This window comes from Xenorhabdus sp. KJ12.1, from assembly GCF_963876495.1.
GTDB classification, from domain to species: Bacteria; Pseudomonadota; Gammaproteobacteria; order Enterobacterales; family Enterobacteriaceae; genus Xenorhabdus; species Xenorhabdus stockiae.
On record NZ_CAWNQH010000138.1, the window covers coordinates 83,316 to 96,093 of the forward strand.

Annotated in this window: 10 protein-coding genes; 7 read left to right on the top strand and 3 right to left on the bottom strand. The window is 45.8% G+C overall.

Annotation, left to right across the window (positions count from 1 at the left end; all coding sequences use genetic code 11):
• The first annotated feature begins 230 nt into the window (after positions 1–230).
• The 5 genes from gmk to recG are packed head-to-tail and all read left to right on the top strand — an operon-like array spanning position 231 to position 6,178.
• On the top strand, positions 231–854 hold the full coding sequence (gene gmk, locus AACS92_RS21270) for a guanylate kinase (RefSeq protein ID WP_099109496.1): 624 nt from the start codon (positions 231–233) through the stop codon (positions 852–854).
• A 54-nt stretch (positions 855–908) separates the two neighbouring features.
• Positions 909–1,184, top strand: a complete 276-nt coding sequence (gene rpoZ / locus AACS92_RS21275) for a DNA-directed RNA polymerase subunit omega (RefSeq protein ID WP_086954696.1) — start codon at positions 909–911, stop codon at positions 1,182–1,184.
• A gap of 18 nt (positions 1,185–1,202) precedes the next feature.
• The gene (spoT, locus tag AACS92_RS21280) at positions 1,203–3,329 is read left to right on the top strand and encodes a bifunctional GTP diphosphokinase/guanosine-3',5'-bis pyrophosphate 3'-pyrophosphohydrolase (RefSeq protein WP_099109497.1); all 2,127 of its coding nucleotides are present in this window, start codon (positions 1,203–1,205) and stop codon (positions 3,327–3,329) included.
• 5 nt (positions 3,330–3,334) lie between these two features.
• Entirely contained in the window at positions 3,335–4,042 is a 708-nt protein-coding gene (gene trmH, locus AACS92_RS21285; protein ID WP_099109498.1) for a tRNA (guanosine(18)-2'-O)-methyltransferase TrmH, read from the top strand.
• Positions 4,043–4,096: 54 nt separating this feature from the next.
• The gene (gene recG, locus AACS92_RS21290; protein ID WP_099109499.1) at positions 4,097–6,178 is read left to right on the top strand and encodes an ATP-dependent DNA helicase RecG; all 2,082 of its coding nucleotides are present in this window, start codon (positions 4,097–4,099) and stop codon (positions 6,176–6,178) included.
• 86 nt (positions 6,179–6,264) lie between these two features.
• Here recG and gltS read toward each other — a convergent pair whose 3' ends face one another.
• Positions 6,265–7,476 (bottom strand): sodium/glutamate symporter, encoded by a 1,212-nt coding sequence (gltS, locus tag AACS92_RS21295; protein ID WP_099109500.1) that lies wholly within the window; start codon positions 7,474–7,476, stop codon positions 6,265–6,267.
• Between the two features lie 239 nt (positions 7,477–7,715).
• Between gltS and AACS92_RS21300 the strand changes: the two genes are divergently transcribed.
• Entirely contained in the window at positions 7,716–9,101 is a 1,386-nt protein-coding gene (locus tag AACS92_RS21300; protein WP_099109501.1) for a uracil-xanthine permease family protein, read from the top strand.
• Between the two features lie 214 nt (positions 9,102–9,315).
• Entirely contained in the window at positions 9,316–11,091 is a 1,776-nt protein-coding gene (locus AACS92_RS21305; RefSeq protein ID WP_193756901.1) for an AsmA family protein, read from the top strand.
• Between the two features lie 62 nt (positions 11,092–11,153).
• Here AACS92_RS21305 and fabY read toward each other — a convergent pair whose 3' ends face one another.
• Both fabY and dtd read right to left on the bottom strand, forming a co-directional pair.
• Positions 11,154–12,071: a fatty acid biosynthesis protein FabY gene (gene fabY / locus AACS92_RS21310; protein WP_099109502.1), complete on the bottom strand. Its 918-nt coding sequence runs from the start codon at positions 12,069–12,071 to the stop codon at positions 11,154–11,156.
• Positions 12,072–12,152: 81 nt separating this feature from the next.
• Positions 12,153–12,590: a D-aminoacyl-tRNA deacylase gene (dtd, locus tag AACS92_RS21315; protein WP_099109503.1), complete on the bottom strand. Its 438-nt coding sequence runs from the start codon at positions 12,588–12,590 to the stop codon at positions 12,153–12,155.
• Positions 12,591–12,778 lie beyond the last annotated feature (188 nt).

The following is a 12,778-nucleotide window of genomic DNA, read 5'->3' on the forward strand; positions in this document are numbered from 1 at the left end:
TTTGCGATGAGTCTCGAAAAATTATTAGCTTGTTTCTGCAACCTATTATTTTATCTGGAATTGTTTTGCAAAATATCGCTTTAATCTTCGTTTGTTAATAAAAAATTTTGTTGAATCACTCGTAGGCATGTATTGTAACGCTGCATGGATTAACGTATCCGTGTATACTATGTGGGATTTTATATCCCTACGCTTGCATTTATTAATACCCAACCAGTCAAGAAATCAGCATGAGCCAAGGAACGTTATATATTGTTTCTGCACCGAGTGGAGCAGGCAAATCAAGCCTTATTCAGGCTTTATTAAACACCCAGCCTTTGTATGACACTCAGGTTTCTGTTTCACATACAACCCGCCCGGCACGCCCAGGCGAAAATCATGGTGAACATTATTTTTTCGTCACAACCGATGAATTCCAGAATATGATTAACCATGATGAATTTTTGGAACATGCCTGTGTTTTCGGTAACTATTACGGCACTTCCCGTAAAGTAATCGAAGATACTCTCGCCAGTGGGGTTGACGTCTTTCTTGATATTGACTGGCAGGGTGCGCAACAAATCCGTCAGAAAATGCCTGCGGCTCGTAGTATTTTTATTCTTCCGCCTTCAAGGGAAGAATTACTCCGCCGCCTGCGCGGGCGCGGTCAGGACAGCGAAGAGGTCATTGCTAAACGCATGTCTCAAGCTGTCGCTGAAATGGAGCATCATGGCGAGTATGATTACGTCATCATCAATGATGATTTCAATACTGCTCTGGCCGATTTACAATCGGTTATTCGTTCAGAACGCCTGCGTTTAGAAAGGCAGGCTCAACGGCATGATGCGTTAATCAGCAAATTATTGGCAGACTGAACTAAGTTTCAGTATCATGTCCGGTCACTTATTTATCTGTGGAGTAGCACACATATGGCACGCGTAACTGTTCAAGACGCAGTAGAAAAAATTGGTAACCGTTTTGACCTGGTGTTGGTCGCTGCTCGCCGAGCACGCCAATTGCAGTCAGGCGGAAAAGATCCTCTGGTTCCGGAAGAAAACGATAAGATGACGGTTATCGCTCTGCGTGAAATCGAGCAGGGTCTTATCAATAATAAAATTCTTGATGTTCGTGAACGTCAGGAACAACAAGAGCAGGAAGCTGCAGAAATCAACGCTGTTTCTGCTATCGCCGACGGTCGTCGTTAATTTTACGGTAGGTCTGCCTTGTACCTGTTTGAAAGCCTGAATCAGCTTGTTCTTAAATATTTGCCTGAAGATCAGATTGGTCTGTTGAAGCAGGCTTATATCGTAGCTAGGGATGCCCATGAAGGGCAGACCCGCTCCAGCGGTGAGCCATATATTACTCATCCGGTTGCCGTTGCCTGTATTCTGGCTGAAATGCGCCTTGATCATGAAACACTGATGGCGGCACTTCTGCATGATGTCATAGAAGATACACCAACGACATTTCAGGATATCGAGCAACTATTCGGGACAGCTGTCGCCGGATTAGTGGAAGGTGTCTCTAAGCTGGACAAACTGAACTTCCGTGATAAAAAAGAAGCTCAGGCAGAAAACTTTCGCAAAATGGTCATGGCAATGGTACAGGATATCCGTGTCATTCTGATCAAACTGGCAGACCGTACACATAACATGCGAACCCTTGGTTCCTTACGCCCTGATAAACGGCGGCGCATCGCCAGGGAAACGCTGGAAATTTACAGTCCGTTAGCCCATCGATTGGGTATCCATCACCTGAAAACAGAACTGGAAGAGCTGGGTTTTGAAGCTCTGTATCCGAACCGTTACCGGGTGATTAAAGAGGTAGTTAAAGCTGCTCGCGGCAACCGTAAGGAGATGATCCAGAAAATTCTGTCAGAAATTGAGGGCAGATTAACGGATGCCGGCATCAAATGTACCGTCAATGGGCGGGAAAAACACCTCTACTCTATCTATCGTAAGATGCACCTGAAAGAACAGCGTTTTCATTCCATCATGGATATTTATGCGTTCCGTGTCATCGTCGATAACCTTGATACCTGTTACCGTGTTCTGGGGCAAATGCACAGCCTGTATAAACCCCGCCCCGGTAAGGTAAAAGATTATATTGCCATTCCCAAAGCCAACGGCTATCAGTCCCTGCATACTTCTCTGATCGGCCCACACGGAGTTCCGGTTGAAGTACAAATCCGTACTGAAGATATGGATCAAATGGCTGAAATGGGGGTTGCTGCACACTGGGCTTATAAAGAGCAGGGTGAATCAGGTACGACTGCTCAGGTTCGTGCTCAGCGCTGGATGCAAAGCCTGCTGGAGCTTCAGCAAAGTGCCGGTAGCTCTTTCGAATTCATTGAAAGCGTCAAATCTGATCTATTCCCTGATGAGATCTACGTTTTTACGCCTGAAGGGCGTATTGTCGAATTGCCGGCAGGGGCGACACCTGTCGATTTTGCCTATGCCGTTCACACCGATATCGGTCACGCCTGTGTCGGGGCCCGTGTTGATCGTCAGCCTTATCCACTGTCTCAAACCCTCAGCAGTGGGCAAACCGTCGAAATTATTACCGCACCAAGTGCGCGCCCTAATGCCGCATGGCTGAACTTTGTCGTCAGCTCTAAAGCACGCGCTAAGATCCGTCAGCTATTGAAAAACCTAAAACGGGATGATTCAGTCAGTCTGGGTCGGCGTCTGCTTAATCATGCACTCGGCAACGGCCTGAAAGTTGCCGATATCCCAGAAGAAAACATTGCCAGAGAACTGGCAAGAATGAAACTGACTTCACTGGATGATCTGCTGGCAGAAATCGGCTTAGGTAACGCAATGAGTGTCGTTGTTGCTCATAATCTGTTGGGCGAGAAGGAAAAAATGCCAGACAGTAATAGTGGCAACAATAATAGTAATAATAGCCGTAAACTGCCCATCAAAGGTGCTGATGGTATCCTGATTACCTTTGCCAAATGTTGCCGTCCTATCCCCGGTGACCCGATTATTTCTCATATCAGCCCGGGCAAAGGTTTGGTTATCCATCACGAATCCTGCCGTAATATTCGTGGCTACCAGAAAGAACCGGAAAAATTCATGCCTGTTGAGTGGGATAAAGATGTCAACAGCGATTTTATTGCTGAGATTAAAGTTGACATGTTTAATCATCAGGGTGCACTGGCAAATCTGACAGCCGCCATTAATGATGCGAACTCCAATATCCAAAGCATGAATACCGAAGAAAAAGATGGCCGTGTTTATTGTGCTTTCATTAGGTTGACTGCCAAAGATCGTATCCAGCTGGCAAATATCATGCGCAAGATACGTGTCATGCCGGATGTACTACGAGTCAGCCGTAACCGAAATTAGAGGTTATGAATCCTAAACGTTATGCACGTATTTGTCAGATGATGGCAATGCGTCAGCCTGACCTGACGATTTGTTTAGAAGAAGTACACAAACCCCATAATGTATCTGCAGTGATTCGTACTGCGGATGCAGTTGGCATTCACCAAATCCACGCCGTCTGGCCTACTCAACAATTACGAACTCAACTCTCTTCCGCCGCTGGCAGTAATAGCTGGGTTCAGGTAAAAACTCATTCATCCGTTGAGCAGGCTATCAACCAGTTTAAAACTGCCGGAATGCAGGTATTAGCGACCAATCTTTCTGATAAAGCCGTCGATTTCCGTCAGATTGATTACACTAAACCTACCTGTATCATTATGGGGCAGGAAAAGAAAGGCATTTCCAAACAGGCTATTGCTCTGGCAGATCATGATATTGTCATTCCTATGGCAGGCATGGTTCAGTCGCTAAATGTCTCCGTTGCTTCTGCGCTGATCCTGTATGAAGCACAGCGGCAACGCCAGCTTGCCGGTATGTATCAGCGAGAAGAAAGCACGCTATCTGAGGAAGATCAGCAAAAATTGCTGTTTGAAGGGGGATATCCCGTTTTAGCGGCAGTTTCACACCGTAAAGGGCTGGAACAACCTTTGATTGATAAGCAAGGGCAAATCATAGCAAGTGAATCCTGGTGGGCAGCAATGCAGGCAACGACAGCACCATCAGCAGGGAAATAAATCACACTGACGGAAAACCGGATTGATGGAGAACTGGATTAATGGAGAATAGATATGAAAGGCCGATTACTTGATGCCATCCCGTTAACAACTTTACGGGGTGTTGGAGCCAGTCAGGTAGGTAAGCTTGCCAAACTGGGGTTGGTCAATCTACAGGATCTATTACTGCATTTGCCTCTCCGTTATGAGGACCAAACCCGGCTATACCCCATCAATGAAGTGTTGCCCGGTATTTATGTGACAGTGACAGGCGAAATTTCACGTACCAATGTCGTTTTTGGGCGTCGGCGTATAATGACCTGCCAAATCAGTGACGGCACTGGCGTGTTAACCCTGCGTTTTTTCAATTTTACTGCCGCCATGAAAAACAGTCTGGCAGAAGGTAAACATATCATCGCTTATGGTGAAATACGCCGGGGCTCTCAGGGTGCTGAAATTATCCACCCGGAATACAAAATCCAGCAACACGCCGAGCGTATCCATTTGCAGGAAACCTTAACCCCTGTCTATCCTACCACAGAGGGAGTACGTCAAACTACGCTGCGTAAATTAATCGAACAGGCTTTGGAGCTGCTGGATACCTGCGCCGTTAATGAGCTATTACCGGAGCAGTTCAGCCGGAATATTATCAGCCTCTCAAATGCCCTGCATACGTTACACCGCCCACCGCCTGATATTTCCTTAGCTGATTTGGAAAGTGGCAGACATCCGGCTCAACGTCGCCTGATTCTGGAAGAATTACTGGCTCATCATTTAAGTATGCTGGCAGTCAGAGCGGGAGCGCAGCGCTTTCAAGCCCAGCCACTCACTGCGGATAATTCATTAAAGCAGCGGTTACTGGCTCTGCTCCCCTTTTCACCGACTCATGCACAAGATCGCGTGGTAGCAGAAATAGAGCATGATCTGGAAAAAGAAGTTCCGATGATGAGGCTGATTCAGGGGGATGTCGGTTCCGGAAAAACACTGGTTGCAGCACTGGCGGCAGTCCGTGCCATCGTTCATGGTAAACAGGTTGCACTGATGGCACCTACTGAACTACTTGCTGAGCAACATGCCAACACTTTTCGCCAGTGGCTGGAACCACTCGGTATTCAGGTAGGATGGCTGGCTGGAAAACAAAAGGGCAAAGCCCGGCAAGCACAACAAGAAGCTATTGCCAGCGGACAGGTCAGTATGGTCGTCGGCACACATGCTATGTTTCAAGAACAGGTTAAATTCGCCGGACTGGCATTGGTAATTATTGATGAACAGCATCGCTTCGGTGTTCATCAACGTCTGGCGCTGTGGGAAAAAGGGCATGAACAGGGCTTTCATCCTCATCAATTAATCATGACTGCCACACCAATCCCACGGACACTGGCAATGACAGCTTATGCCGATTTGGATACATCCGTTATTGATGAACTTCCTCCGGGGAGGACACCTGTAACAACTGTTGCCATTCCCGATACCCGTAGAAATGAGATTATCCAGCGAGTTAAAAATGCCTGCTTAGATGAAGGACGTCAGGCTTATTGGGTGTGTACTCTGATTGAAGACTCTGAAGTTCTGGAAGCACAAGCGGCTCAGGTTACTAGTGAAGAACTTGCTCTGGCGTTGCCTGAATTGAAAATCGGTTTAGTTCATGGGCGAATGAAGCCAGCTGAAAAGCAAACCATCATGGAGGCTTTTAAAGGTGGTGAACTACAACTATTGGTTGCGACAACAGTGATTGAGGTTGGTGTTGATGTTCCCAATGCCAGCCTGATGATTATCGATAATCCGGAACGATTGGGACTCGCTCAGTTACACCAGCTTCGTGGTCGCGTCGGGCGTGGAGCAATAGCCTCACATTGTGTTCTGCTTTATAAAACACCGCTGACCAATACCGCCAGGATCCGTTTGCAGGTTCTGCGGGACAGTAATGATGGTTTCGTCATTGCCCAAAAAGATTTAGAGATCCGCGGGCCGGGTGAACTTCTTGGTACACGTCAAACCGGTAATGTCGAATTCAAAATTGCTGATTTATTACGGGACCAGAGTATGCTCCCTGAAGTTCAGCGTATTGCCCACTATATCCACCAGCATTATCCGGAAAACGCGAAGGCCCTGATAGAACGCTGGCTTTCTGACCGCTCTCAGTATAGCCATGCCTGAGTGATAAGATTTAACAAAAATAACTAAAAAAATGCCGCTGAAATCTTCCAGCGGCATACCTAACAAGAACAAAAAACGAAGTTAAATTAACCTGTGACAGATGGGAATATAGGTAACATCAGGTAAATTTTGATAATTGCTGCGTTGACGATATCAATAAAGAACGCACCTACCATTGGTACGAGCAAGAATGCTACATGTGAAGGCCCGAAACGGTCAGTGATTGCCTGCATATTTGCGATAGCTGTAGGTGTTGCACCCAATCCGAAGCCACAGTGACCGGCAGACAGTACTGCTGCATCATAATTTTTACCCATGACTCTGTAAGTCACGAATATTGCGTACAATGCCATCACTACCGCCTGTACAGCGAGGATCACCAGCATAGGCAGGGCAAGGGAAGCCAGTTGCCACAATTTGAGACTCATCAATGCCATTGCCAGGAAGAGTGACAAGCTGACGTTACCCAGTACTGATACAGCCCGATCAAATACCCGGTAAAAGCCGAGCAGAGATAGGCCATTACTCAGTATCACACCGGTAAACAGAACACAGACAAACGTTGGCAAAAAGAGAGTATCTTCCAGCACCTTCTCAAGGTAGTTACCGACTAACAAGCAGATAGAGATTAATGCGATGGTTTCCAGCATGACCAATGGCGTGATCAAGCGACCGGTATAAGGTTTTTCAAATGCAGATGGAACTTCAGCATCATCACTCTCCAGACCCGGTGTTTTGTCATTTCTCACCAGTAAACGAGCAACAGGCCCACCAATCAGGCCTCCGAGAATCAAACCGAATGTCGCACAAGCCATTGCTACTTCAGTCGCATTCTCAAAACCATAGCGTTCAGTAAATACCTTACCCCATGCAGCGCCCGTGCCGTGCCCTCCCGAAAGGGTCACAGACCCTGCCAGTAGCCCCATCAATGGGTCAAGGCCGAGCATTTTTGCCAGCGCAATACCGACTGTGTTTTGTACCAACAGCAAGCCTACAACGGCAACAACAAAGATTAAGAGAAGTTTTCCGCCTGCTCTCAGGCTGGCGAGGTTAGCATTCAGGCCAACTGTGGCGAAAAATGCCAACATAAGGGGGTCTTTGAGGGATAGGTCAAAGCTGACTTCCCAGCCCGTAGACTGTTTAACTGCCAGCAGAACAAAAGCAACCAGTAAGCCACCTGCGACTGGCTCTGGAATTGTATACTTTTCAAGAAATGAAATTGACTGTACGAGCTTTCTTCCCAGTAGCAAAACAAGTGTGGCCGCAACGAGCGTGCCATAAATATCCAGATGATACATTTATGTACCCCATCTAATTGTTAAAATTATGTTAATTTAATGCGACGTTATAATCATCCTATAAAAACGCCAAGAGCAGGTAAGGATTGGATTAGAAAAAAAATTCCTAATAAACACAAGATAAAACATTTAAAAGTGTGACGAAATAAGGTTATAAGCCATAGGCAAAATTTCACGCAAACGATTGCTTTTATAATCTAGATCAATAAAATGTGTTTTTTTCACTCGAAACGACACTCATGGCCACCTCAACACGCGAAAATCCAGCACTGGAAACTCTCAAAAAATCAGACAGCGAATTAATTTACCGTCTGGAAGATAAACCCCATCTTCCGCATGCTGTATTTGCCGCCTTTCAGCATCTGCTGGCAATGTTCGTTGCCGTTATCACGCCAGCTATGTTGATCTGTCAGGCGCTTGGACTTCCGGCAGAAGATACCCAACGCATCATCAGTATGTCTCTGTTTGCCTCCGGTCTGGCATCACTGATTCAAATCCGCTCCTGGGGACCTGTTGGCTCTGGTTTACTTTCTATTCAGGGTACCAGCTTTAATTTTGTCACTCCCCTCATCATGGGTGGCTTGTCCCTGAAAAATGGCGGTGCTGATGTGCCGACCATGATGGCTGCTCTGTTTGGTACGTTGATGCTTGCAGCAACGACAGAGATATTACTTTCCCGTGTACTTCATCTGGCTAAAATGCTCATCACCCCTTTGGTTTCCGGCATTGTTGTCATGATTATTGGCCTATCACTTATTCAGGTCGGGCTGACTTCTATCGGTGGCGGCTATTCTGCTATTCAGCAAGGTACATTCGGTGCCCCTGAAAATCTTTTTCTGGCCGGAATTGTTCTTGCCATCATCGTATTGCTGAATCGTCAGCATAATCCCTATCTGCGGGTAGCTTCTCTGGTTATTGCCATGACAGTAGGTTATCTGGCCGCCTGGTGCATGGACATGCTACCCCACTCCGCCACAACAGAAGACAAACCAATTATCACTGTGCCTGCCCCGCTGTATTACGGGCTTTCTATTGACTGGCATTTACTCATCCCATTAATCCTGATTTTTATGGTGACATCATTGGAAACGATTGGGGATATTACAGCCACTTCAGATGTTTCCGAGCAGCCAGTCTGCGGCCCGTTATATATAAAGCGCATTAAGGGTGGTGTATTGGCAAATGGCATCAATTCGATGATTTCTGCTGTATTTAATACATTCCCGAATTCCTGTTTTGGTCAGAATAACGGCGTCATCCAATTAACGGGTGTTGCCAGCCGTTATGTTGGCTACCTTATTGCTTCTATGCTGATCCTGATGGGGCTATTTCCGGCAGTCGCCGGTTTTGTCCAGCATATTCCAGAGCCGGTATTAGGTGGCGCGACGATTGTCATGTTCGGCACAATTGCAGCATCCGGTGTCAGAATTGTTTCCCGGGAACCGTTAAATCGCCGTGCCATTATGATCATTGCATTATCACTGGCCATGGGGCTTGGCGTTGCACAACAACCCCTTATTTTACAGTTTGCACCTGAGTGGATAAGAAATCTGTTTTCTTCCGGTATTGCAGCTGGTGGCCTGACTGCAATCCTGCTTAATCTGATTTTTCCTCAGGAAAAATAAACTATCGCGTTTCAATCTAAGATTTTCACCTTCGTTTTCGCCTTGTTGTTATATTATCCCGCTCTAATCGCGGGATTTTTTTTATATTTTGCGTAACCTTTCGCAATATTCTGCCCTAGATGGGGGAATTAAAGGTTTTTCAGCATTGTCTATTGAGTGATGCTCTTTTTTACGGCATAAAAGGATTTTTTCAGGAAGATTATATTGGGGTGAGATGATGAAGTGGTTAGGGAAAGGCTTTGCTGTTCTGCTGTTATTACTGATTCTGGCAATTATTGCTGTTTATTTTGTTGCCCAGACACACTGGGGAGCAAAGAAAATAAGCAGATGGATTAATAAACAAGGTCATTATCAGGTCAATATTGAAAATATCAATCACAGCTGGCTCCAGCCTATGACCTTAATGCTCCATAATGTGAGTCTCAGTGATAAGCAGAGTTCTTTCTCACTCAATGCCAATACTGTAGATCTGGATTTTAAATGGCAGGCCCCGACAAAATTAACAAATCTGCGTAAGTTGACCTTACAAGATGGAAAACTGATACTTTCAGGCTCTGAGTTTACCCAAGCCTTGAAAGCCGATGTTTTGCAACTGAATAAAATGGATGTTCAGCTAACAACCCCCAGTTCACAGATTCAGGGCAAAAATATTGTCGGCGGTATTACTCCCTGGTCTCCTGATAAGAATACCCTTTTTGGCTCAGGGCAATACCAGTTCAGTGCCAATAATATCAACATAAATGGCCTGTCATTTGATAAGGTCGTCATGCAGGGTAGCTATCAGAATAACAATCTGGTTATAAATTCCTTTGGTGCGAAGTTCCTACAGGGTCTTATCTCTGGGAATGGGCAACAATTAGCTGATGGCAGCTGGAACTTAGAAAATATTCTGATCAATGACATCCGCTGGCAGTCACCCATGACTCTGGCTGCGCTGACAGAAAAAACCCGCCATCTGCCCGCTATCCACATTAAAGATCTCAATCTCACTAACGCCAAATTACAGGGAAAAGACTGGTCTGCTGATTATCTTAATACCAGCATTAAAGGATTGGGGTTGGTCAACGGGCAATGGCAGGCAGAAGATGGCCTGATTGACTTTAATGCCATGAACATGGCCTTCAACGAAGCTCAGTTCAAAGATATATTAGGCCAATTCAGTTTTTCCGGTGATATTTTTACCATCGCTAATCTGACGACCCATTATCAGAAGGGCTTATTTAATATTAAAGCGCAGTGGGATCGACAAAATCACCAGTTAACCCTCAATGATAGCTCTGTAACCGGTTTGATTTACGCCTTACCTCCAGAGTGGCGCAACTATATTAAAAATCCGGCACCTGAATGGATTTCAGCACTGAAGTTAAATAATGTCAGTATCAACAATACGCTCCTGATTGATACCAACCCTGATTTTCCATTTCAGCTCACCACCTTATCGGGATATGTCGATACTCTGGATATCCTGAAAGATGGTCACTGGGGATTATGGAATGGGAAAGCTTCATTGCAGGCCATGAGTGGCACATTCAATAAAGTTGAAATAGTGCGTCCTTACCTGCAACTACATGCCGCAAATGACAAGGTTATTATTGATAAAATGAATACCTTTTCAGGTGACGGTATACTCCAGTTTAACGGCTTCCTTGAGCAGCTTGCTACCCAAAACCCCTTCCAGCTCAATGTCAAAGGAATGAGCGTGAATTTGGGAATTTTGCCACAATGGGGCTGGATACCACTTCACCTGCATGGTGAAGGTAATTTCTCACTGGCTATCACTGGGAACCTGTCTGCCGATAATCTGAAAAGCACGATCAATGGCACACTGACAGCTGAAGATAAGGCATCCAATAAAGAGTCACAATCCATTAAGCAAGGCGTGATTTCTACTGACAACTGCCCAGCCGGGCAATCTAATACAGAACAATCTGGTGAGGCTGGGCAACCAAATGGTGATCAAAGCAAAACCTGTGCAACCGTCGTATTGTAAAAATTCAGTATGTTTTAGGTTGTAGAAGAGCCACATATTTCAGCAACTCAGGTTGTAATAGCTTATGCTGCCGCTGCCCGCTCTGCGGGTAAGACAATATAAGTGCCGGTGAACACACTTCCGAGTCCCTGTTCACCGCTGACATGAACCTCCAGTTTTACACGTGCTTTATTACCACGGGCAAGACGGGCTAAATCACCGCTCATATTATTGAGGTCGGCAACAGCACTAGGACGACCAACAATAGGTTTTTGGTAACGAATATTCGCATCCACCAGGATGATTTCACCCCCTAGTTGACGCTCCTGCAATAGCAGCCAAATCAGACCCCAGGCGGTTAATGTCGATTGAGAAAATAGACTGCCAGCAAAAATAGTATGATGAGGGTTTTGGTTCCCTGCTTCCGGCATAGTGGTAATAAAGCGCTGCCCCGTATATTGAGTAATACGTACCCCCATCTTTTCACTCAGGGGGATATGTTTGTACCATGCCTGCTGCAATTGAGCACACCAGTCCGGACGATGCAAAATATCATCAAGACTCATAATGGGTTTAATCATCAAAAAATGATTAATAGGAGATGAGTTAGCGCCGTTGATAAGCCCACGGTTTTGAAATCCCAGCTTATTAAAGAAATCAACCGCATCCTCACGCGCACTGCAAACTATCCGTTTCACACCTTCCTGCCGGGCAACAGATTCCAGAGCCATTGCAATCAAGGTGCCCAGCCCTTTTTGCTGCTCATTCGGGTCAACAGCCAGAAAACGGATAGCACCTTCACTGTCCGCATTGATATATAAACGTCCGACAGCGACTGGCCTGCCTTTCTCATCAACCACCATTTGATGGTGAGCCATTGAGTCATAAGCATCTTTTTCTGAGCCGACAGGCTGATGAAGTGGTTTACGCAGCATCTCCCAACGGAATTGGTAATAAGTTTCCAGCTCTTGTTCGGTTTGAGGTACTCTGAGGTGATACATAGAAACAGCCCCTTCTTTGCGTGTTGTCGTGTGTAGTCGGGGAGCATGCATGCTTTTAACATTATATTTCTAATCAGAAAGTCATACTTGTAACCAGAAAGTCACTGGCCCGTCATTTGTCAGACTTACTTTCATGTCCGCAGCAAATTGCCCCATTTCTGTTTTTACACCAGTTGCACGGCACTGTTCAACAAAATAGCGATAAAGTTCATCTGCTTTTTTGGGTTCAGCGCCTCCAGAAAAGCTTGGTCTTAAACCTTTTTGGGTGTCCGCAGCCAGAGTGAATTGAGAGATAACCAATAGGCTACCATTGGCTTGCTGGACGTTGAGATTCATTTTCCCATTTTCATCACTGAATACGCGATAACCCATTACCTTTTCACACAGACGCTGTACTTTTTGCTGGTCATCTTCTTTTTCAACCCCCAGAAAAACGAGCAGCCCCTGTTCAATTTCACCTATAGTCTGACTATCAACAACTACTTTTGCCTGTGTTACGCGTTGAATTAATGCAATCATTTTTCTTATGTATGATCCGTATCGGTAGATTAACCTGTAAGGGTGGAGCCTCGCTTGCCAAGATGCCACCCTATTTAGAACTTGTTGAATATTATACCCTTCGTCTTTCAAGTTGCCTCTTTGTTGGCTACGCTCGCTTACCCCAGTCACATAGTTATCTATGCTCCCGGGGATGAGTTCCCTTGCCG

Bases quoted from the DNA above. Each gene is read 5' to 3' on its own strand.
- gmk (WP_099109496.1), top strand. From the start codon at position 231: ATGAGCCAAGGAACGTTATATATTGTTTCTGCACCGAGTGGAGCAGGC.
- trmH (WP_099109498.1), top strand. From the start codon at position 3,335: ATGAATCCTAAACGTTATGCACGTATTTGTCAGATGATGGCAATGCGT.
- recG (WP_099109499.1), top strand. From the start codon at position 4,097: ATGAAAGGCCGATTACTTGATGCCATCCCGTTAACAACTTTACGGGGT.
- fabY (WP_099109502.1), bottom strand. From the start codon at position 12,071: ATGTATCACCTCAGAGTACCTCAAACCGAACAAGAGCTGGAAACTTAT.
- gltS (WP_099109500.1), bottom strand. From the start codon at position 7,476: ATGTATCATCTGGATATTTATGGCACGCTCGTTGCGGCCACACTTGTT.
- AACS92_RS21305 (WP_193756901.1), top strand. From the start codon at position 9,316: ATGATGAAGTGGTTAGGGAAAGGCTTTGCTGTTCTGCTGTTATTACTG.
- rpoZ (WP_086954696.1), top strand. From the start codon at position 909: ATGGCACGCGTAACTGTTCAAGACGCAGTAGAAAAAATTGGTAACCGT.
- dtd (WP_099109503.1), bottom strand. From the start codon at position 12,590: ATGATTGCATTAATTCAACGCGTAACACAGGCAAAAGTAGTTGTTGAT.
- AACS92_RS21300 (WP_099109501.1), top strand. From the start codon at position 7,716: ATGGCCACCTCAACACGCGAAAATCCAGCACTGGAAACTCTCAAAAAA.